The sequence below is a fragment of the Streptomyces sp. NPDC057565 genome (genome assembly GCF_042801455.1).
GTDB classification, from domain to species: Bacteria; Actinomycetota; Actinomycetes; order Streptomycetales; family Streptomycetaceae; genus Streptomyces; species Streptomyces yanii.
In genome coordinates this window covers 180,921-200,651 of record NZ_JBHVFU010000012.1, presented here as the reverse complement: position 1 = coordinate 200,651, position 19,731 = coordinate 180,921, and the positions used below count along the sequence as shown (strand labels likewise).

The following is a 19,731-nucleotide window of genomic DNA, read 5'->3' as shown; positions in this document are numbered from 1 at the left end:
CGTACAGCACCGGGAAAGGACGGATGCGGTGCCCCCGGTACGCCGGCAGAACGGCCCGGACTCCGAGGGCCCCGCCGCCTCCCGTACCCGGCACGGCTGCCCGGCGGTTCGCTCGCCCGAAGCCTTCAACGCTCCCCCTGCGCCCCGGTGGTGTGCCAGGACGCCTCCGGATCGTCGTACGCATCGACGTAGTCGGCGCCCGCGATGGGCCAGTCCGCGAGCACCTCGTCCGGCAGCGCGAAGGACTCGATCAGGGTGGGCAGATGCCCGGCGACGGCGGCGATGAGCTGCTCGACGGCGTCCGGCAGGGCATTGACCTGATCAGTCGTCAGATGGCCGGCGGCGAGCAGATCGCCACTGTTGCGGGCCACCCACTGAAGGGCGAACAGCCGCTCCAGCTCGGCCAGCCTCTCGCGGCCAGGGCCTTCGGGCAGTTCCGCGACCGCCTCCGCGTACGCCTCGGCCGCCTGTCGGCGGGCGTGCGCCTCGACGCCCCGCAGGGCGGACCCGGACGCCGCGTTCCACCGCGCCAGCGGATCACCGTGCGGTGCGCTGCGCATCCGCTCCCTGGCGCGGGCGAACCAGATGACCTCCACCTGCGCATGCAGCCACCCCAGGAACCGGGGGTCCGTGAGCTCTCCGGTGGCTCGGCCCGAGGTGCCACCGTCCGCGGCCGGTGAGGCGGCGAAGAGCATTTCCGCGGCGGCCTTGGCGTGGATGGCCAGGTTGTCGCCCTCGGCGGTGATCACCGCCTCCGCGCCGGTGATCAGCTCGGTCATGCCGTTGTTCTCCAACAGCGCCTGCGCTCCGCACCGTTCGCGGCATTCGATGACAACGGCACGGGCCTGCCAGGTGATCCACCCCTTCGCGACGGCGACCAGCCGCTCCGCCTCGGCCCGTCCCGTCTCCGTGCCGGCCTCGAGCTGCTCCTCCCAGCGGTCGAGGGCCCTGCGATGCAGCAGGCTCATCGCGAACACCGTGGCCATGGCCTCGGCGAGCGGGCCGTGATGGCTGCGGTGGGCGATCACCCGCACCCGTTCCGTCGCACGTGGCCCGGAGATGTGCCGATGGCCTCCGTAGCGCACGGCGACGGCGAGCGTCGCGCGCGCGGAGCCGACCGCACAGGCACTCATGGAAATCCTGCCGACCGTGACGCGTGCGATCGAGGTGAGGAAGCGACGCCTGCGGTTGGGCAGGACGCTGCTGAACTCCCCGTCGTCGCCGATCCGTCCGTGCTCACCGCCGAGCAGTGCGTCACGCCCCACGAAGACCCGGTCGAAGGAGGTCAGACAGTGGTCGACGGGGCTGCCCAGGCGCGCCGGAAGCCTGCGGACGCGTACCCCCGGGAGAGCGTCCGTGTCGTCGGTGAGCGGCACCAGGAAGAGAAAGACCCCGTGGTCGGCCCCGTCGGCGAGCAGGCGCGCCGCGACCAGTCCTGACTTGGGGCCGCCGGCCGGGCTGGTGTTGGGCATGAACTTCTGTGCCCCGGAGTGCGGGGTGTGCAGCACGAACCCGTCGCGTACGCGGTCGTACGTCGCCGTGGTCTCGACGGCCGCCGCGTCATTTCCGTGCGCCACCTCCGTACAGAGGAAGGTGCCGATGCGTCGCAACCGGAGGAAGTCCGACAGGTCGCGGCGGCTCTCGCCGGCGTGGTCGAGGAGGCTGCCGAGGAAGAGGTTGTAGTGGATGCCCGCAACGGTGGTGAGCGCCGGATCGACCGGGCCGAGCCACTCGTGCAGGGCGGCGAGGGCGCGTGGGTCGGCAGCGGGCCCGGCTGCGCTGTCGAGCGCGCTGTTGAGGATCCTCAGTCGTTCGTACGTCAGGGCGAGACGCTCGTCGGGACCGCCGCCGACCGGGCGGCGGAACGGTTCCGTTGAGATCAGCCGCCGCCAGGAGCCGTGCTCCTGAAGGAAGTTGCCGCCGAAGATGACGCCCCTCAACACGTCAGCAAGGGTGTGCCTGGTGGTGCCGTCGATCGTTGCGGTCATGAACTGGAGAACGACGCAGGAGCGGCAAGGACACACTCTCGCTGCTCCCACCGGGACCTGCGGGCGCCTAGTGCTGCGACCGGAAAGGTTCACCGGCTCGCGACGCCCGGCACGGCACCTCGCCGCGTTGTCGCATCACCCGAGTACGTCCAGTACGGGGGCGATCCTCCGCCTTGCGATGCACCGCACCGGACGCCGCGAGCTTCCCGGCAAACCTTTCCGGTCGCAGCACTAGACCGGTCAGACGCGCTGGAAGGCGAGAGCGACGTTGTGTCCGCCGAAGCCGAAGGAGTGGCTGACGGCGCGCTCGACGGACTGCCGGCGCGGCTCCTTGGTCACGCAGTCGAGCGCGAACCCGACCGGCAGCGCATCCAGGTTGGCGATCGGCGGCACGATGCCCTGCTCCAGGGTCAGTACGGTCGCCACCGCCTCGATCGCCCCGGAGGCAGCGAGGGTGTGTCCGACCACGCCCTTCGGGGCGGTGACCGAGGGCCGGTGCGGGAAGAGCCGGGAGATGAGCGCGGTCTCCATCGCGTCGTTCAACGGAGTGGACGTGCCGTGCGCGTTGATGTGGTCGACCTCGCGGGGCGCCCAGCCCGCCTCGCGCAGCGCCGCCTCCACCGCCCACTGCGCACCGCGCCCGTCGGGTGTCGGGGCAGTGGGGTGGTGGGCATCCGTACTGGAACCCACGCCGGTCAGCAGTGCCCGCGGGTGTCCGCCGCGGGCGCACGCGTCAGCGGTCCGCTCCAGCACGAGGACGGCGGCACCCTCCCCGATGACGAACCCGTCCCGGTCCGTGGCGAACGGCCGCGACGCGCCCGCCGGATCACCGGTACGGGTGGACAGCGCCCCCATCTTCGCGAAGGCCGCCACCACGAGCGGGGCCAGCGCGGACTCCGAACCTCCCGCCACGACCACATCGCATCGGCCCCTCGTCAGCAGGTCACGGGCGACCGCAATCGCGGTCGCCCCGGACGCGCAGGCGGTGGCGGGCGCCAGACTGGGGCCCTGGGCGCGCAGCTCGATGGCGAGCTCCCCGGCCGCCGCGTTCGGAATCATCATCGGCACCAGGAGCGGGGAGACGGCCTCAGGTCCTGCGTCGTCGAGCTTGCGAAGGTTGTCGACGAGGACGGACACACCGCCCACACCGACGCCGAGCACCACGCCGACCCTGCTCGCGTCCCAGTCCCCCGGCGAGAGTCCGGCGTCCGCGACGGCCTGCCGGGCGGCGATCAGGGCCAGCTTCACAAACCGCGCCATCCGCCACACCGAGCGTCCGCCCACCGCCGCGTCCAGGTCGAGTCCGTCGACCGGGCAGGCGAAGTCGACCGAAAGCCCAGCCAGTTCGTCACAGCGCCGCGCCACGGAGTGTCCCGCGCACAGCCCCGCCCAGAAGGCGTGTTCATCGGCGCCCGCGGGGGTCACCAGCCCCACTCCCGTCACCGCGACCCCGGTGTCAGCCTGCGTCATGTGCCATTCCTTCCGTCGCCCTCTGTGCGTGGTCCGTACGGGCTCCCGGCCGGCGAAGTACGGCGGAACCCCGAGGTCGGACCACCCCCGGAGGCGGTGAGTCCGCGTACCGCTGCCCGCCCCCCGTGTCCGGCTGCACGCCCGGCGTCGAGTACGCATCCCCTCGTCACTCGCTGCTCCGACTCCCCACAACCGATCGGGCCCGCCGGCTGGCGAACGGCCGTCACCCCGGCGAGGATGCGTTCACTGGGCCAAATGGGGGCGCGAGGAGCACGGGAGCACCACCGGCTCACGCCTGGCGAGCCCCCTGCTCCGCCGTACGGAGCAACTCGCCGTGCTGCCCGCACGCACAGGGCGTCCCCTTGGGACATGGCAGCAGCGGACCACGACGAGTCACAGCACCCCTCGGTCGACGCCGATCTGGACGCGCTGCGTGCGCGGGTGACGCAGCTGGAAGCGCGTACGCCCGTGCGGTCACGGCCCCGGATCCGGATCCGTTCGTTCTTCGCTGTGCTGCTGATCCTCGTCGCGGCCGTCCTCACGCCGCTGAGCGCCGTTGCCGCCTGGGCCAAGAACGACGTCGGCGACACCGACCGCTATGTGGCGATGATGAAGCCGCTGGCGTCGGACCCCGATGTACAGGCAGCTCTGGCGAACCGGGTCACCGGTGCTGTCATGACACATCTGGACGTCCGTGCGCTGCTCGACGAAGTGGCCCCGGCGGACCGGCCGGTCCTCGACAAGGCGCTGGGACGGCTGAGCGCCCCGCTCACCGCGGGCCTCACAAACTTCGTGCACGGGACCGTGAAGAAGTTCGTGGCCTCGGACGCCTTCGAGAAGCTGTGGGTCGGTCTCAACCGCAACGCCCACGCGGCGGCCGTCAAGGCGCTGACCGGCAGTGGGGGCGGGGCCGTGAAACTCAAGGACGACACGGTTGTCATCGATCTCGCTCCGGTGATCGACCACGTGAAGCAGCTCCTGGTCGATCACGGGCTGACGATCGCCGCGAAGATCCCCGAGATCCACACCGACTTCACCGTGCTGACGTCCGACGCGGTCGGCAAGGCCCGGAAGGGGTTCCGGCTGCTGCAACTGGCCGGGTTCTGGCTGCCGGTGGTGACTCTGGTACTCGCCGGCGGCGCGGTGCTGCTCGCCGTGCGCCGACGGCGCGCACTGGTCACGGCGGCCCTCGCGATCGCGGTGGGCGGTGCGGTGCTGGGCCTGGCGCTGTGGGTGTTCCGCGCCTTCTATCTGGACAGCCTTCCGGCTTCGGTGTCGCAGCCGGCGGCCGCCGCCGTCTTCGACGCCCTGGTCATCTATCTGCGCGCCGTGGTCCGGCTGGTGGTCACACTCGGCGTGGTCGTGGCGCTCGCGGCCTGGCTCTCCGGAGAGGGGCGCGCCGCCACCCGGGTCAAGGCCATGTGGAACGGCGGCATCGACGCCGTACGCGACGCGGCCGGTTTCACCGGCGGTCCGGTCGGCGCCTGGGTGCACCGGGCGAAGCCGTGGCTCAACTGGACGGTCGTCGTGGTCGCCGCCGCGGTCCTGCTCGTGTGGGACCGGCCGACGGGCCTCGTCACGGTATGGATCGCCCTGGCGGCGCTGTTCGCCCTCGCGGTCGTGGAGTTCCTCGACGACGACAGCACACCGCACATGCTCCCCGAGCCGCACGCGTGACCGCAGGCCCCGGTGTGCCACCGCCTGCCCGGCAGAGTTCCGTGGCGGGTGGTGGCACAGCCGGGTTCAGGCGCGGCTCAGCGCGCCGCGCAGCTCCGGTTCGTCGGGCGGGTTGGCCCCGGCGCGTGCGACGGTGAGCGCCGCGGAGGCAGCCGCGTGGCGCAGCACATCGGTGACGGTCTCCGGATCGATGGCACGCAGTCCGTCCCGTCCTGCGGCGCCGAGCAGCCCGTGCGCGGCGAGGGCGTGCAGCGTGCCCGACATGAACGCGTCGCCCGCCCCCACCGTGTCGACCACCTCGGTGCGGGGCGCGTCGACCGTGACCCGCCCACCGGGAGTGACAGCAAGTGCGCCGGCTGCCCCCCGGGTGACCAGGACGAGGGCGGGGCCGCGCGTGCCGAGCCAGCGCGCGGCGACGGACTCCGGGGACTGCCCCGGGTACAGCCATGCCAGATCCTCGTCGCTGGCCTTGACCACATCGCTCAGTGCGACACAGCGCTCCACCCGGCGGACGGCGGCGTCGTGGTCGCCCATCAGGGCCGCCCGCACATTGGGGTCGTAGCTGACGGTCGCGGTGGTACGCAGCGACTCGACGGCGGCCAGGACGGTGGTCGCGCCGGGCTCCATGACCGTCGCGATCGAGCCGGTGTGCACATGGTGCGGCGGGCGCTCCGGTTCCACCGGGGAGAGCGTCCACGTGATGGCGAAGGTGTACGCCGCCTGGCCGGCCGCGTCCAGCGCCACCGAGGCGGACGGGGTGGCCCCGGTGGAGCCGTCGGTGCGCACCACGACTCCGGCGGACGCCAGATGGTCCGCGATCAGCCGGCCCTCGGTGTCCGGGCCGAGCTGGGTGAGCAGGGTGCTGGACCGGCCGAGTCTGGCGAGTCCGTACGCGACGTTGGCCGGGCTGCCGCCGGGGTGGACCCGGTCGGCCTCGCCCGGCAGCCGGACGATGTCGGCGACGCATTCGCCGATGACCAGAAAGCCGGGCGTGCCGGGTGAGCCGAGGGTGTCGACCGTTTCGGGCATGGGTGGGATCTCTCCTAAAGTGCGCGTACGTAAGTGTCCTGGTAGGCCGCGCGGCCACCGAACACATTGAGTCCGATCCTGCCCCGCGCATGCCGGGCGTCGGTCACGTCGATGGTCGGCAGACCGTCGACGAAGACCTCGATCCGGCTTCCCCGGGCGCGGATCCGCAAGGGCAGTGTCGTCCCGGCCCGGACCAGCAGCGGCACGTCGGCCAGCACGGTCGTCGCACCGCCGTCCTTGCGGAAGAGCCGGGCGGTCCGCAGGTTCGGGTCGAGGTTAACGGCGTAGCCGTCCGCGGTGTCGGCCGACGCCCGCAGCAGGACGGACCCTGCGCCGCTGGTCCCGTCGGGGCCGCCGAACCGTACCAGCGTGGTCAGTTCCAGGTCGCCGTACTCGGTACGGGAGACCGCGGTGGAGTCTCGGTCGAAGACTCCGGTGCGGCCGGCGCCTGTGGTGGTCCAGTGCCCGGCGGGTACGACGGTCAGGGGGCCGAGTCCGCTGTTGCGGAACGTGCCGTCGGCGGGGATCGCGGTCGTCGGCGGGGCGCTGTCGGTCACCCGGTTGGTACTGGCCAGCCGGTGGACCTTCAGGCTGACGATCCGGGCCCGGCCTCCGACGGCGTAGAACGACATGCCCTGGGCGTCCGGGCCGGGGAAGACGGGGCTGCTGATCGTGACCCGGCCGTCCCCGTCGAAGACCTCCACGGCCGAGGTGTCCATGAACAGCCGTACGCGCAGCCGTCGTTCACCGGCGGTCGTGGTGAGCGGGAGCGGGGCGGCGGTGCGGCCCGCGAAGTGTTCGGTGAAATCGTCGGCACCGGCCACGGTCCGGTCCACGAAGAGCCGGGACCCGGAGACGTCGTATCCGACGACCCTACGGCTGTTGCCCTTCTCCCGGAGCCGGAAGCCGAATTCGGTGGCGGCGCCGGATCCGGGCAGGGCGACCTCGGCCTCGATCTCGTACGACCGGCCGCTCAGACCGGCCAGGGGATTCCCGGAGCCCGGGCCGACGGTGCGGTCCTCGATCGTGGTGGTGCCGTTACGGAGAGCCTCGGTCTCGACGGCGAGATGCTGGACAAGTCCTGTGGCGGAGAGGGTGAGTTGGCGCGGGATGCTCAGCTGGCCGTTCCATTCGCCGGTCGGGGCGCTGAACGCGTAGTCCCAGTTGCTGAGCCAGCCGAGCTGTACACGCCACCCGTCGGGGAGCCCGTAGAAGCTCATGGCGGCGTAGTAGTCGCGGCCGGCCTCGGCGCGCAACGGGGTGCCGGCCGTGTTGATGGTACGGAATGCGGCGCCGTCCCAGTCGCCGACGAAGTACTCGGCCGCCGACCCGTCCGCGGTGCGGACCGCCCCGGTGGAAGTGATCGTGCGGGGCATCGGACCGTCCAGGCCGGACCAGGTGACCGGGGGCGTGAGGGAACCCGCCCACCCGCAACGGACCGGCCCCCGAAAGGGCCGTCACCGAACGGGACGCGAACGCGGGAACCCAGCGCATCCAACACCGTTCGGGAAGCGCCCAGTACGCAACAGTGGGTCCAGGACTCACTCATGCGCACTGGATAGGAACGGTTGACCGACGGTGTCAAGAGGGGTGACGGCCGGAGTCTTCCGCCGCGCCCGGGACATGGCGGAAGACTCCGGGCAGTGCGGGGTCAGGGGGCTTCCGGGCGCTCTCCCTCCCCGTACCGGCGCTCGAACTTGGCGACCTGCCCCTCGGTGTCGACGACGCGGGCCTTACCGGTGAAGAAGGGGTGGCTCTCGGCGGAGATCTCCACGTCGATGACGGGATAGGTCTCCCCGTCGTCCCACTCGATGGTCTGCTCGCTGGATGCGGTGGACCGGGTCAGAAAGGCGTAGCCCGCGGAGCGGTCGCGGAAGACCACGGGATGGTAGGAAGGGTGCTTGTCCTGCTGCATGCCTGCTCCTGGGGACGTACGGACTCGGCTCAGCCCAGCCTCGCGAACGAAGCCGGTGGGCGCGATCGCAGACGGTCCGTACGGGGGGGGCGGTGCCGTGGCCCGCTGCCGCGCCGGTCCCGTCCGGCGCTCGACGGCGGCCCCTCGGAGCCGTCATGGGGCCCGCCACGCCGGACAGGTCACCGGCATCCCATGTCCGGCTTCACGGCGGGCCACGCCTCCACCCCGTCCGGGGTGCGGACATAGGCCCTGGACATGTCGTCGGTCAGCCACAGTTCCCAGTCGTCCAGGTGGTAGCCCGTGGACCGCGCACCGGCGGGCATCGTCACGTCCCCGTCGTACGCCGCGGTGAGCATGCCGGACGGGAGTACGCCCTTCGGGTCACGCGCATAGACCTTCCGATGGGCCGAGACCTCCCCTTCCGAACCCGCTTTCCATTCAAGGAAGTTCGCCTCCTGCCAGTCGCAGTGCGCCTCGCCCTCCGAGCTGTTCAGCTCGGACACCGGCACCCGGTGGCCGTCCTTGTCGGTCCAGACCCGGTACGGCTGCTTGTCCGTATAGCTCGACGGCAGTTCCGCCGGGTCGCACGAGGCGGCGGTCTCCGGACCCCAGCCCGGACGCCCCTTTTGGTCCTTGGCGACGACGACGGCGATCTTCGTCCTGCGGTCCACGTCGAACGAGTACAGGACCCGGTCCGCCTCCTCGCGTTCCACGCGATAGCCGTACTGCGGCAGATCGGGCTGCTCGATCTCGAAGTGCAGCTTCAGCCCTTCCTCGGGCGTAGCCCCGCCGTCGCCCTTGCTCCAGGTTTCACTGCCGCTGCCGGAGTAGATGTCCCCCGCGCACTCCAGAGCACGGCCGGCGGCCCCCGATTTCGTCTTCATCGCCTGCGGGGTGTCGGCTTCGACGTTCGGATGCGGTACGTCGAGCGGGCCGCTGTAGGGCGCGGCCGGGGGGCTCCCCTCGGTCACGAGATCCTCGGAGGCACCCCCACCGCACGCCGACGCCGTCAGCGCGGTCACGAGGATCACCGCGACCGTTCCGCCCACCCTGCCTCTGTTCATGCCCCACCCCTGCCCATCCTCGGTCCTTGCTGCTTGCCCGTCGGACGTGCCGGGCGGTGCGACGGTTCCGGCTCGCGCTACCGGCCTTGCGCCGCCTCCACCGCGTCGGCCACCAGCGTCAGGAAATGTGCATGGGCCTGGGGGCTGCAGACCGGTTCCGGATTCCACGGCACCACCGCGGCCGCCCGCTCAAGCGCCGTCCAGTCAGCGTTCGACCGGAGCCGGTCCAGGGGTGTCGCATTGGACCGGATGTCGGTGAGCAGGATCCTGGGACGGAGGGCCGCCGCCTCCGCCCAGCCGACCGTGGACCAGTTGGCACCGGGCCCGGCGGCCGGTTCGAGGACGTCGACGCCCAGCTCCGCCAGCACGCGCAGCTCCGGCCACATGCGGGGACGCGCGAGATGAGCCTGGTCCTGCTCCGCCGGTGACAGGGCGAGCACCCGGGGCCGGGACGGACCGGCGGCGAGAGCGCGCAGCCGTTCCCGGGCTGCTTCCAGGTCGTGCGTCGCCGCGGACCCTCCCTCCTCGGCCCCGAGCGAGCGGGCCAGCTCGGCGAACCGGTCGCCGATGTCAGCGAGGGTGCGCGCCTGGCCCACGTCGATCACGACGACCGGTACGTGCTCCTCCAGGTGTTTGGCGGTCTCCGGGGCCAGCCCGTAGACATGCCCTCCCCCGTAGCTGACGGCCACCACGAGATCCGGCCCGCCCCGTAACAGGGTGTCCACGTCCAGGACGCTGCCCGCACCGAGATAGTCGACCTCGGTGAGCGGCAGCGCCCCGGTCTTGGCCCGGTCGGGCGACTCGCCGTCGTGGTCCGATCCGAAGATCCCGCTCGGACGTATCCCGTGGTCCCACAGCGTGGCTCCGGCCTGGACATAGGCGAGCACACGCGACGGGCGCCGCCCGGCACTCGACAGTTGTCCACGGTCGTCGGAGAACTGCCACTCGGTCCGCTCGCTCACATCGCACACCCTTCTGCACCCGGCCCGGCCCCGATCCGGCTCGTCCACCACTACCTGCCCAGGTCCTTGCCGAGGCATCCCTCCGCGGGGCGCCGGTCCCGCACCCGGTTCCGGCCGATCGATGACACGTCGCGGCATGTGATCCCGGCGTCATGAGTGATCCGTCTTGGCCTGATGGCCTTCAGCGGGGACGTGCCCGTGGGCTGTCTCGTCGTGACGACCGCGATCGACGGGCGCACGGAGGTCAAGCGGCTGTGGAGCTCACAGGTCCGGCGTGGTGCTCCGGCCCAGATACGTGACCGGTCCGGGATCGGGAACGTCGATCTCGGCGAATCCCAGGCGGTCGTAGAAGGCCCTGGCCGCAGTGTTCGCCGTCAGCATGGACAGGTGCACGGCCCCGACCCCCTTGGCTCGCAGGGCGGCCAGGAACGTGCGCATCAGTGCTCTGCCGTACCCCTTCCGCTGCCATGCGGGAAGCAGATCGATGTGCAAGTGGGCGGGGTGGGCGGCCACTTCGGGGACGATCATCCGTTCCGGGTTGTACAGGAGAGCGATCATCTCCTCGCTGGGGGTACGCGCCGGGCCGTCCGGTTCCGGGAAGCGCTCCTCGACCAGGGGCAGCCACCGCTTCCGGAACGCCGTGACGAACTGCGCGGTGTCGGCGGTCCCCAGGATGTAGCCGACCGCCCGGCCCGTACCGTCGTCGATCACGAAGGTCAGATCGGGTTCGAGGTACGCGTAGGGCGTGGCGAAGATCGATGGCATCAGTTCCGGATCCGGATACAGATGCCGGGAGTCGCCACCGTTGTCGGCCGTCCGGACGCAGATGTCGGAAAGGGCCGCGTGGTCGTCGGGGTGGTAGGCCCGTGGGCCGGGAGGCTGGGTCATCACCTCATCCTGCCGACCTTGGGAGCGCTCCCACAAGTCCTCGTGCGCGGAAACCAGCAGAACGCGCGGGAACCACCGGAATCACGCGGAGCCCCGGCAGAAAATTCTGCGGACCCGACCGTGTTGCGTGTCGATCCGGGCAGCAGCCGTTCGTATAGAGGGTGAGACGCCGGCACGGTGCCGACGTCGCGCCCCAGGAGGAACGCCATGAAGCACTACCTGCTCAGCGTGATCACGCCGACCGCGGGCGAGATGCCCGCCCCCGAGGTGCTGGAAGGGATCATGCGGAACGTGGAGGTCTTCCACCAGGAGCTCCGGGAGGCCGGGGCCTGGGTGTTCGCCGGAGGACTGAACGCCCCGAGCACGGCCACCGTGGTGCAGGCGAAGGACAGTGACACACTGCTCACCGACGGCCCGTACGCCGAGGGCAAGGAGTACCTCGGCGGACTGTGCATCATCAAGGCGCCGGATCTGGATGCCGCCCTCGACTGGGGCCGCAAGGCCGCACGGGCGATCACCCTGCCCATCGAGGTCCGGCCGTTCGAGGGTGACGTGGAGGGCTGATGTCCGGCGCCTCCTCCCGGCGCCCCGGCGCCGCCGAGCCGCACCGTCCCACCGGCGCACCGGCCGTACTCACCGCGGACATCGAGCGCCTCTTCCGCGAGGAGTACGGCCGCGCGGTGGCCGTACTCGTGCGTGCCTTCGGCGACATCGACATCGCGGAGGAGGCGGTCCAGGAGGCGTTCGCCACCGCGTTGGACCGGTGGCCCTCGGCCGGGCTGCCGCCCGCACCGGCCGGCTGGATCATCACCACGGCGCGTAACCGGGCGATCGACCGCCTGCGCCGGGAGGCCTCCCGCGCCGACCGCCAGGCCCGGGCGGCGTCGGCGCAGTCCCTGAACGCCCGGAGCGGACCGGCCGAGGAGGGTCCCGTGCACGACGACCGGCTGCGGCTGATCTTCACCTGCTGCCACCCCGCGCTCTCCACCGGTGCGCAGGTCGCGCTGACGCTGCGACTGCTGGGCGGGCTGAGCACGGCGGAGCTCGCACATGCGTTTCTGGTGCCCGAACCGACCATGGCGCAGCGACTGGTGCGTGCCAAGGGGAAAATCCGTGATGCCCGGATTCCCTACCGGGTACCGTCCGATGCCGATCTTCCGGACCGGGTCCGGTCCGTGCTCGCCGTCGTGTACCTGATCTTCAACGAAGGGCATACGGCGAGCTCGGGCGACCGGTTGGTGCGCGAGGACCTCTGTGCGGAGGCCATCCGCCTCGGGCGGCTCCTGACCGGTCTGATGCCGGACGAACCGGAGGTGCGAGGACTGCTCGCGCTGATGCTGCTCACCGAGTCGCGCCGCACCGCCCGTACCGGCCCGGGCGGTGCGCTGGTGCCCCTCGCCGAGCAGGACCGAAGCCGGTGGGACCACGAGCTGATCGCCGAGGGTCAGGCGCTCGTCCGGCAGTGTCTGCGCCGCGACCGTCCCGGCCCGTACCAGATCCAGGCCGCGATCAACGCGGTGCACAGCGATGCGCCGACCGCGGCCGCCACCGACTGGGGGCAGATCCTGCGGCTGTACGACCAGTTGCTGGCGCAGGCGCCGACGCCGGTGGTGGCGCTCAACCGTGCCGTCGCGGTGGCCGAGGTCGAGGGACCGGACGCGGCGCTCGCGCTCGTGGAACAGCTTGCGCTGGACCGCTACCACGTTTTCCACGCCGTACGGGCCGACCTGCTGCGCCGCCTGGGCCGTACGGCCGAGGCGGCGACAGCTTACGACGCGGCGGTCGCCCGTACGCAGAACGCCGCCGAGCAGGAGTTCCTTCGCCGTCGGCGCCGGGCCCTGCCGGCGGACTGAACGAGCCCGCATGCGTCCGCCGACCGACAGGTGCGGCGCTACTGCGTGACGCGGCGGGTCAGCTCTTGGTGAGGTAGGAACCGAGAGAGTCCAGGAGCATCGTGCTGCCCTGTTCTGCCAGGTCGCGTTCGTGGGCGCTGTCACAACTCTGGGTCAGCGTGATGCGCGTGGTCCCTGCCCCGTCGTTCTCGTCGAGGAACAGGGTCATGGTGGCGGGTGCGGACTTACCGGGCACGTCCATGCCGATGACCAGGCGCCTGCCGGGCACCACGTCGAGGTAGGAGCCGGTGAGGGGGAACTGCTGCCCGTCGGGGGTGACCATCACCGCCCTCCACGTCCCGCCCGGGCGCGCGTCCATCTTCACCGTCCCCGGTGCGGCGCCGGCCCACTGCTCGTACTGCGCCGGTGCGGTCCAGGCTTCGAAGACCCGGGCGGCTGAGGCGTCCAGCTCACGAGTCAGTGTGTAGGCGTACTCCTGCGGCGGAGGGGTGCTCTGGCTCATCGATGTTTCCTTTGCTCGTAGCCGGAATTACCGGACACAGGTAGGACGGGTCGGGCAGGTGAAACTCATCGCGTGCCCGGACATTTCTTCCGTCAGGAGTGAAGTCAGAGGGTTTGGGGAGAGACCTCGTCGCCCCCGATGCCCAGACCCGACAGGAATGCCGCAGCCGCCGGTGTGGGGCGGAACCGGCTCCACACCAGCCGTTCCGTCCGTGCGGGCGCATTGCGCACCGGAAGGACGGTGAGACCCGTCAGCTCCGTCGCGAACGCGGCGGGCAGGAGAGCGACGACCAGTCCGCTGCGCACCAACCGGACGATGAAGTCGGTTCCGCTGACCTCGAACGCCACTTCACGGGTGAGTCCGGACGCCTCGAAGGCCTCCTCCGACTGGGCGCGGGCCGCGGTGCCGGCGGGGTAGTCGACGAACGTCTCCCGCGCCAGCCGCTCCAGGTCCACCTGGGACTCATCGGCCAGCGGGTGGCCGGGCGCCACCACGGCGGCGAGTTCCCCGCGGCCCAGTTCTCGGTCGCACACCCCCTTCGGCCGGTAGCTCGGCAGTACACCGAGGAACGCCACGTCGAGCGTCCCGTCCTGCACTTCCTGGACAAGGTCCTTGCTCGCCCCTTCCCTCAGGTCGATACGGACCTTCGGGTGGCGGAGATGGAACTCCCGCAGTGCGGCCGGGATGTCGACCGCGGAGAGCGTCGGGATCGCCCCGATCCCGAGACGCCCGCTGATTTCCCCTGCCGCCGCCGTCACCTCGGCGCGGGCCCGCTCGGCCGCGTCCAGCGCCTGCCGGGCGGCGGGCAGGAACGCCTCACCGGCCGCGGTGAGGCGGACCTGTCGGCTCGTGCGATCGAACAGCCGGGCGCCGAGCTCCTTCTCCAGACGGGCGATCTGATGGCTCAGGGCCGACTGCACGACCAGGCATTTCTTCGCGGCGCGCGTGAAGTTTTCCAGCTCCGCCACCGCCACCACGTACCGCATCTGCTGAAGCTCCATACATCTATCGTGAACGACGATCGATCGAATGAAAAACATGTGTTGGACTCATGGATGCCTGGTCCCCGAGGCTGAGGGGCATGGCTCACTCCACACAGGCGCTACGGCGCACCACGGCTCTGCCGACCCCGACCGGGACGTCGCCCGTCCTCGGCCGCGGGCTCGTTCTCCTGATGGCCGTCGCGGCCGGACTCTCGGCCGCGGGCAACTACTTCGCGCAGCCGCTCCTCGATGTGATCGAGGCGAATCTGCACATCGGTGTCACGGCGGCGGGGCTGATCGTGACCGCCGCCCAGGGCGGCTACGCGCTGGGCCTGATCCTGCTGGTGCCGCTCGGGGACGTCATGGAGCGCCGAAAGCTGGCGGTGGGCCTGTTCGCGCTCACGGCGCTGTTCCTGCTGCTGACCGCCGGTGCCCCGACCGGTCCCCTGCTGATCGCCGGGACGGCGCTCACGGCGCTCACCTCCGTCGGCGCCCAGGTCGTGGTGCCGTTCGCGGCGACTCTCGCGGCTCCGGCCGAACGCGGCAGGATCGTCGGCCTCGTCATGTCGGGAGTCCTGCTGGGCGGACTGGTCGGGCGCCTGGCCTCCGGCGCGCTGTCGGAACTCGGTGGGTGGCGGACTGCGTACTGGGTGAACGCCCTGCTCATGGCGGTCATGGCGGTGCTCCTGCACCGCCATCTGCCCCGGCTGCCCCGCTCGGACGACACGGCCCCGACAGGTTACGCCGGGTTGTTGCGCTCCACCCTCTCCCTGCTGCGCACGGAGCCCCTGTTGCGCTGGCGGTCCGCCGTCGCCGCCTTCTCCATGGCCTCGTACAGCGTGCAGCTGACCGCGCTGACCTTCCTGCTGACCCGGCCGCCCTACGACTGGAACGCGGCCGCGATCGGGCTCTTCGGACTCGTGGGCGTCATCGGTGTGGTGGGCATGAACTTCGCGGCCCGGCTGAGCGACCGCGGCCGTGTGCAGGTGGTCTCCGGGGCCTCGGCCGCCCTGCTCGCCCTCTCCTGGCTGCTGCTTCTCGCCGGCGAGTCGTCGCTGCTGTGGCTCGCGCTCGGCGTGGTCTCGCTGAACGTGGCCCAGCAGGCGGCACTCAACAGCAGTCAGAACGTGATCTACGCGCTCCGCCCGGAGGCCCGCAACCGGATCAACTCCGGGTTCATGACCCTCTTCTTCCTGGGCGGGGCCGCAGGAGCCGCACTCGCCTCGGTGGTCTGGTCGCGCGCGGGCTGGACCGGCATCTGCGTCCTGGGCGGTTCGCTGGCCACGGGCAGCTTCGTCCTGTGGGTGCTGGAGCGGGTACGGGTCCGGGTGCGGTGAGGTCAGTCGTTGACCGCGGTCAGCAGCACCACCGCGTCCTGCAGCGCCAGCAGTCCGTGCCGCTCGTGCGGGATGGGCTGCAGCCCTCCGGCGGCCACTTCCACGTCGCCGGAGGCTGCGGTGAGGCGGACGGACCCCCGCAGGACCTGGAGCGAGGCGGCGGGCGGCGCGTTGTGCTCGTCGAGGGCCGAGCCCGCCGTGAGCGCGATGACCGTCTGCCGCAGGGGCTCCTGCCGCAGCAGCAGGTGAGCGCTGCGGCCGTGCGGGGACGTACGGGCGGCGGCCAGATGCTCGTCGGCGAGGGCGTTGAGATCATCCATACGACCACTGTGCCGCAGCCCCGGAACCGCCGCGATCCGCCCGCACCGCCATCAGCCCCGCAACCAGGCCGCGGTGTCCTGCGGGAGCCTTCCTCCGTCGGCCAGCGGACCGCTGGTCAGCAGGACCTCGGTGTGGCCGGGCAGTTCGACCGCCTCACCGATGAGGTTCACGACGCAGACGAGCCGGTCCGTACGGGTGAAGGCGAGCACCCCCGGCGCGGTCGGCAGCCACGTCAGCCGCTCCCCCGCTTTCCCCGGGCTCCCGAAGCCGGGCTCGGTCCGGCGGAGCCGCAGCGCCTCGCGGTAGAGGCTGAGCATCGAGTCGGGGTCGGCACCCTGGGCGTCGGCGGCGTAGGAGGACCAGCCGGCCGGCTGCGGCAGCCACGGCTCCACGGCGGACCCGAACCCGGCGTACGGTGCCTGCGCCGACCAGGGCAGCGGCACCCGGCAGCCGTCGCGTCCGGGGTCGGTCCCGCCGGAGCGGAAGTGCATCGGGTCCTGGATCCGGTCCCGCGGGATGTCCGCTTCCGGAAGGCCGAGCTCCTCCCCCTGGTAGAGGTAGGCGGCGCCGGGCAGGGCCAGCGAGAGCAGCGCCGCGGCGCGCGCCCGGCGGGTGCCGAGTGCCAGGTCCGTGGGGGTGCCGAAGGTCTTCGCCGCGAAGTCGAAACCGGTGTCCTGGCGTCCGTACCGGGTGACGGTCCGGGTCACGTCGTGGTTGCTCAGGACCCAGGTGGCGGGGGCGCCGACAAGAGCGTGCTCGGCGAGCGTGTCGTCGATCGCGGAGCGCAGCAGCCCGGCGTCCCAGGGGCAGGCCAGGAAGTTGAAGTTGAAGGCGGTGTGCAGCTCGTCGGGGCGCAGATAGCGGGCGAAGCGTTCGGTGTCGGGGAGCCACACCTCCCCGACGAAGATGGCGCCGTACTCGTCGGCGATGGCGCGCCAGGAGCGGTAGATGTCGTGCAGTTCGTCCCGGTCGATGTACGGATGCGGGTCGCGGCCCTCGGTGAAGTCGGGCAGGGCAGGATCCTTGGCGGGCAGGGCCGCCGAGTCGATCCGTACACCCGAGACACCGCGCTCGAACCAGAAGCGGAGCACGTCCTCGTGCTCCTGACGGACCACCGGGTGCGCCCAGTTGAGGTCGGGCTGCTGGGTGGCGAACAGATGGAGGTACCACTCGCCGTCCGGGAGCCGGGTCCAGGGGGTGCCGCCGAACTCGGAGATCCAGTCGTTGGGCGGGACGGCGCCGTCCGGGCCGCGGCCGGGCCGGAAGTGGAAGAGGTCGCGCTCGGGGCTGCCGGGTCCCGCCGCCAGTGCCGCGGTGAACCAGGCGTGCTGGTCGGACACATGGTTGGGGACGATGTCGATGATCGTGCGGATGCCGAGCGCGCGGGCTTCGGCGATCAGTTTCTCGGCTTCGGCGAGGGTGCCGAAGGCGGGGTCGATGGTGCGGTAGTCGGCCACGTCGTATCCGCCGTCGGCGAGCGGCGAGAGGTACCAGGGGGTGAACCAGATGGCGTCCACGCCCAGTTCGACGAGGTAGGGCAACTTGGCCCGTACCCCCGCGAGATCACCGGTGCCGTCACCGTCGCCATCGGCGAAGCTGCGTACGTAGATCTGGTAGATGGCGGCGTCGCGCCACCAGTTCGTGGTGGCCTCGGACGGGCGGTTGGCTGCCACGTGGCGTTCCTTTCGGGCAGGTGGGACTCCGCCGCCGGCCCCGGACAGCGGAGTGCTGGACGGGGAGCCGGCGGCGGAGTGCTGGGGAGGGGCCGGTAGCGGGGGAACGGGAAGGTCAGCCCTTGATGCCGCCGGCAGTGAGTCCGCTCATGATGTTGCGCTGGAAGACCAGGAAGACGATCAGCGTCGGGACGGACGCGATGGTGAGCGCGGCGATCAGGACGTTCTCGGGGACCCCGTTGGCCAGGGAGTAGATGCCCACATTGAGGGTCTGTCCGCCCGGGTCGGGCAGGGTGAGCATCGGCCAGAGGAAGTCCTTCCAGACGCCGACGACCGCGAAGATGGAGACGACACCGAGGATCGGGCGGGAGATGGGCAGGACCACGGAGCGCAGGGTGCGCAGCGGGGATGCCCCGTCGATGGCTGCGGCGTCCAGGAGTTCGTGCGGGATCGAGTCGAAGAACCGCTTCAGCAGGAAGATGTTGAAGGCATTGGTGACGGACGGCAGCCAGATCACCCAGGGCGAGTCGATCAGGTTGCGCTGCACGATCGGCATGTCGAGGACTGTCAGGTACTGCGGTACGACGAGGACGGTGGCGGGGATCATCAGCGTGGCCAGCATCATGCCCAGGATGGCCTTGCCGAAGACGGGCCGCAGTCGGGAGAGCGAGTAGGCGGCGGTGACGTCGAAGAGCAACTGGCAGGCGAGCGCGCCGAACGCGTAGTAGAGGGTGTTGAAGAGGAGCCGGGACAGGTCCATCACGGTCCATGCCCGGGAGTAGTTCTCCGTGTGGACGGAGGTGGGGAAGAGCGTGGGCGGGCTCTGGACGGCTTCCTGAGTGGTCTTGAGGCCGCCGGTGACCATCCAGTACAGCGGCCCGAGGAAGGCCACCGTGAACAGGACGGTCACCAGGGCGAAGACGGTCCAGTACACGGCTCTGCCGCGTGGCCGGGCGAGCTGGGCCGGTGAGATCAGGGTCCGCCGGCCTTCCGGTGCGGCGGCTCGACGCTCGGCCCTGCGCCGTCCGGGGGCGCGCCGCCGGGAGACAAAGGTGTTCGATGCCATGGTCGGTCCCCGCCTAGTCTTCGCTGGTGCGGCTGAGTCGTACGTACACGGCGGAGAAGCCCGCGAGGACGACGAGCAGGACGAGTCCGAGCGCGGCCGCACTGCCGTAGTTGTTGAAGTTGAAGGCGTACTGGTAGATGAGGTAGACGACGGTCGTGGTGGAACCTTCGGGTCCGGCGCCGTTGGTCAGCAGGAACGGTTCTGTGAAGACCTGCATCGTCGCGATGATCTGCATCAGCAGGAGCAACGAGAGGATGAGCCGGGTCTGCGGGACGGTGACGTGCCAGACCTTGCGCAGCAGTCCGGCACCGTCGAGTTCGGCCGCTTCGTACAGTTCGCCGGGGATCGACTGGAGTGCGGCGAGGTAGATCAGGGTGGCGCCGCCCATGTTCATCCAGGTGGCTGCGATGACGACGGAGAGCATCGCGGTGTCCGTGGACTGGAGCCACTGCTGGGCGGGCAGGTGTAAGGCCTCCAGGATGCGGTTGAAGAGTCCGTAGCCGGGGTCGTAGAAGTACTTGAAGAGGAGTACGGAGGCGACGGGCGGCAGCATGACCGGCAGGTAGACGAGCAGCCGCAGGTATCCCTGGCCGTGCCGGAATTCGTTGAGTACGACGGCGACGACGAAGGGGACGGCGAATCCGAGGAGCAGGGCGAGCCCGGTGAAGAGCAGGGTGTTGCGCCAGGCCTGCCAGAAGGCCGGATCATTGACCACGCGGCTGAGATTGGACCAGCCGGCCCAGGTGGTCCTGCCGTTCTCGTTCTTCTGGAAGGCCAGGATGAACTCCCGGACCATCGGGTACCAGGAGAAGAACGAGAAGCAGAGCACCGCTCCGATCAGGAAGCCGTGCGCGGAGAGGTTGCGGCGCAGAGCTCGTACGAACTCCTCACGGGCGGAGTCCGGGCGGGCCGGGCGTGGTTGTCCGTGGCGTGACCTGGTTGCCTTGCCGGTGGACAGAGTGGGGGCCGACATGGTTTCTCCTCGGTGCCGGTGTTCTTCAGC

General features: G+C 70.9%; 18 protein-coding genes. 4 read left to right on the top strand and 14 right to left on the bottom strand.

Features of this window, described 5'->3' with window-relative positions; all coding sequences use genetic code 11:
• Nucleotides 1–125: 125 nt before the first annotated feature.
• Both ACFU8W_RS23175 and ACFU8W_RS23170 read right to left on the bottom strand, forming a co-directional pair.
• Entirely contained in the window at nucleotides 126–1,988 is a 1,863-nt protein-coding gene (locus ACFU8W_RS23175) for an acyl-CoA dehydrogenase (protein WP_384040217.1), read from the bottom strand.
• 240 nt (nucleotides 1,989–2,228) lie between these two features.
• A complete protein-coding gene (locus tag ACFU8W_RS23170; protein ID WP_384040214.1) occupies nucleotides 2,229–3,458 on the bottom strand; it encodes a beta-ketoacyl-[acyl-carrier-protein] synthase family protein in 1,230 nt (409 codons plus the stop codon).
• Between the two features lie 369 nt (nucleotides 3,459–3,827).
• On the opposite strand from ACFU8W_RS23170, the gene ACFU8W_RS23165 reads away from it, so the two are divergent.
• Nucleotides 3,828–5,135: a hypothetical protein gene (locus ACFU8W_RS23165; protein ID WP_384040211.1), complete on the top strand. Its 1,308-nt coding sequence runs from the start codon at nucleotides 3,828–3,830 to the stop codon at nucleotides 5,133–5,135.
• Between the two features lie 66 nt (nucleotides 5,136–5,201).
• Here the strand turns inward: ACFU8W_RS23165 and ACFU8W_RS23160 are convergent, their stop codons facing one another.
• From ACFU8W_RS23160 to ACFU8W_RS23135, 6 genes are all read right to left on the bottom strand, one after another.
• The gene (locus tag ACFU8W_RS23160) at nucleotides 5,202–6,164 is read right to left on the bottom strand and encodes a carbohydrate kinase (RefSeq protein ID WP_384040208.1); all 963 of its coding nucleotides are present in this window, start codon (nucleotides 6,162–6,164) and stop codon (nucleotides 5,202–5,204) included.
• A gap of 14 nt (nucleotides 6,165–6,178) precedes the next feature.
• The gene (locus ACFU8W_RS23155) at nucleotides 6,179–7,540 is read right to left on the bottom strand and encodes a GH32 C-terminal domain-containing protein (protein WP_384040205.1); all 1,362 of its coding nucleotides are present in this window, start codon (nucleotides 7,538–7,540) and stop codon (nucleotides 6,179–6,181) included.
• 275 nt (nucleotides 7,541–7,815) lie between these two features.
• Nucleotides 7,816–8,079 carry a type B 50S ribosomal protein L31 gene (locus ACFU8W_RS23150; protein WP_345510858.1) on the bottom strand — a complete coding sequence of 88 codons (264 nt, stop codon included), beginning with the start codon at nucleotides 8,077–8,079 and terminating at the stop codon, nucleotides 7,816–7,818.
• 179 nt (nucleotides 8,080–8,258) lie between these two features.
• Nucleotides 8,259–9,143, bottom strand: coding sequence for a hypothetical protein (locus ACFU8W_RS23145; protein ID WP_384040202.1), 885 nt, complete (start codon nucleotides 9,141–9,143; stop codon nucleotides 8,259–8,261).
• Between the two features lie 77 nt (nucleotides 9,144–9,220).
• Complete coding sequence (locus ACFU8W_RS23140) at nucleotides 9,221–10,105, bottom strand: ABC transporter substrate-binding protein (protein WP_384040199.1); 885 nt, start codon at nucleotides 10,103–10,105, stop codon at nucleotides 9,221–9,223.
• A gap of 261 nt (nucleotides 10,106–10,366) precedes the next feature.
• The gene (locus ACFU8W_RS23135) at nucleotides 10,367–10,993 is read right to left on the bottom strand and encodes a GNAT family N-acetyltransferase (protein ID WP_384040196.1); all 627 of its coding nucleotides are present in this window, start codon (nucleotides 10,991–10,993) and stop codon (nucleotides 10,367–10,369) included.
• Nucleotides 10,994–11,200: 207 nt separating this feature from the next.
• Here ACFU8W_RS23135 and ACFU8W_RS23130 point away from each other — a divergent pair, with 207 nt between their 5' ends.
• Nucleotides 11,201–11,557: a YciI family protein gene (locus tag ACFU8W_RS23130; RefSeq protein WP_384040193.1), complete on the top strand. Its 357-nt coding sequence runs from the start codon at nucleotides 11,201–11,203 to the stop codon at nucleotides 11,555–11,557.
• Nucleotides 11,557–12,846: an RNA polymerase sigma factor gene (locus ACFU8W_RS23125; RefSeq protein WP_384040190.1), complete on the top strand. Its 1,290-nt coding sequence runs from the start codon at nucleotides 11,557–11,559 to the stop codon at nucleotides 12,844–12,846. The genes ACFU8W_RS23130 and ACFU8W_RS23125 overlap by 1 nt, the downstream gene beginning before the upstream one ends.
• A 58-nt stretch (nucleotides 12,847–12,904) precedes the next feature.
• Here the strand turns inward: ACFU8W_RS23125 and ACFU8W_RS23120 are convergent, their stop codons facing one another.
• Nucleotides 12,905–13,348: an SRPBCC domain-containing protein gene (locus ACFU8W_RS23120; protein WP_376663515.1), complete on the bottom strand. Its 444-nt coding sequence runs from the start codon at nucleotides 13,346–13,348 to the stop codon at nucleotides 12,905–12,907.
• 104 nt (nucleotides 13,349–13,452) lie between these two features.
• Nucleotides 13,453–14,349: a LysR family transcriptional regulator gene (locus ACFU8W_RS23115; protein ID WP_384040186.1), complete on the bottom strand. Its 897-nt coding sequence runs from the start codon at nucleotides 14,347–14,349 to the stop codon at nucleotides 13,453–13,455.
• 80 nt (nucleotides 14,350–14,429) lie between these two features.
• On the opposite strand from ACFU8W_RS23115, the gene ACFU8W_RS23110 reads away from it, so the two are divergent.
• Nucleotides 14,430–15,668, top strand: a complete 1,239-nt coding sequence (locus ACFU8W_RS23110; RefSeq protein WP_384040183.1) for an MFS transporter — start codon at nucleotides 14,430–14,432, stop codon at nucleotides 15,666–15,668.
• Nucleotides 15,669–15,670: 2 nt separating this feature from the next.
• On the opposite strand, the gene ACFU8W_RS23105 is transcribed toward ACFU8W_RS23110, so the two are convergent.
• The 4 genes from ACFU8W_RS23105 to ACFU8W_RS23090 form a co-directional block, all read right to left on the bottom strand.
• On the bottom strand, nucleotides 15,671–15,988 hold the full coding sequence (locus tag ACFU8W_RS23105) for a cupin (RefSeq protein ID WP_384040180.1): 318 nt from the start codon (nucleotides 15,986–15,988) through the stop codon (nucleotides 15,671–15,673).
• Nucleotides 15,989–16,039: 51 nt separating this feature from the next.
• Nucleotides 16,040–17,662, bottom strand: coding sequence for a glycoside hydrolase family 13 protein (locus ACFU8W_RS23100; RefSeq protein WP_384040178.1), 1,623 nt, complete (start codon nucleotides 17,660–17,662; stop codon nucleotides 16,040–16,042).
• A gap of 115 nt (nucleotides 17,663–17,777) precedes the next feature.
• Complete coding sequence (locus tag ACFU8W_RS23095; protein ID WP_384040175.1) at nucleotides 17,778–18,728, bottom strand: carbohydrate ABC transporter permease; 951 nt, start codon at nucleotides 18,726–18,728, stop codon at nucleotides 17,778–17,780.
• Nucleotides 18,729–18,741: 13 nt separating this feature from the next.
• Nucleotides 18,742–19,701, bottom strand: coding sequence for a carbohydrate ABC transporter permease (locus ACFU8W_RS23090; RefSeq protein ID WP_384040172.1), 960 nt, complete (start codon nucleotides 19,699–19,701; stop codon nucleotides 18,742–18,744).
• Nucleotides 19,702–19,731: the final 30 nt, after the last annotated feature.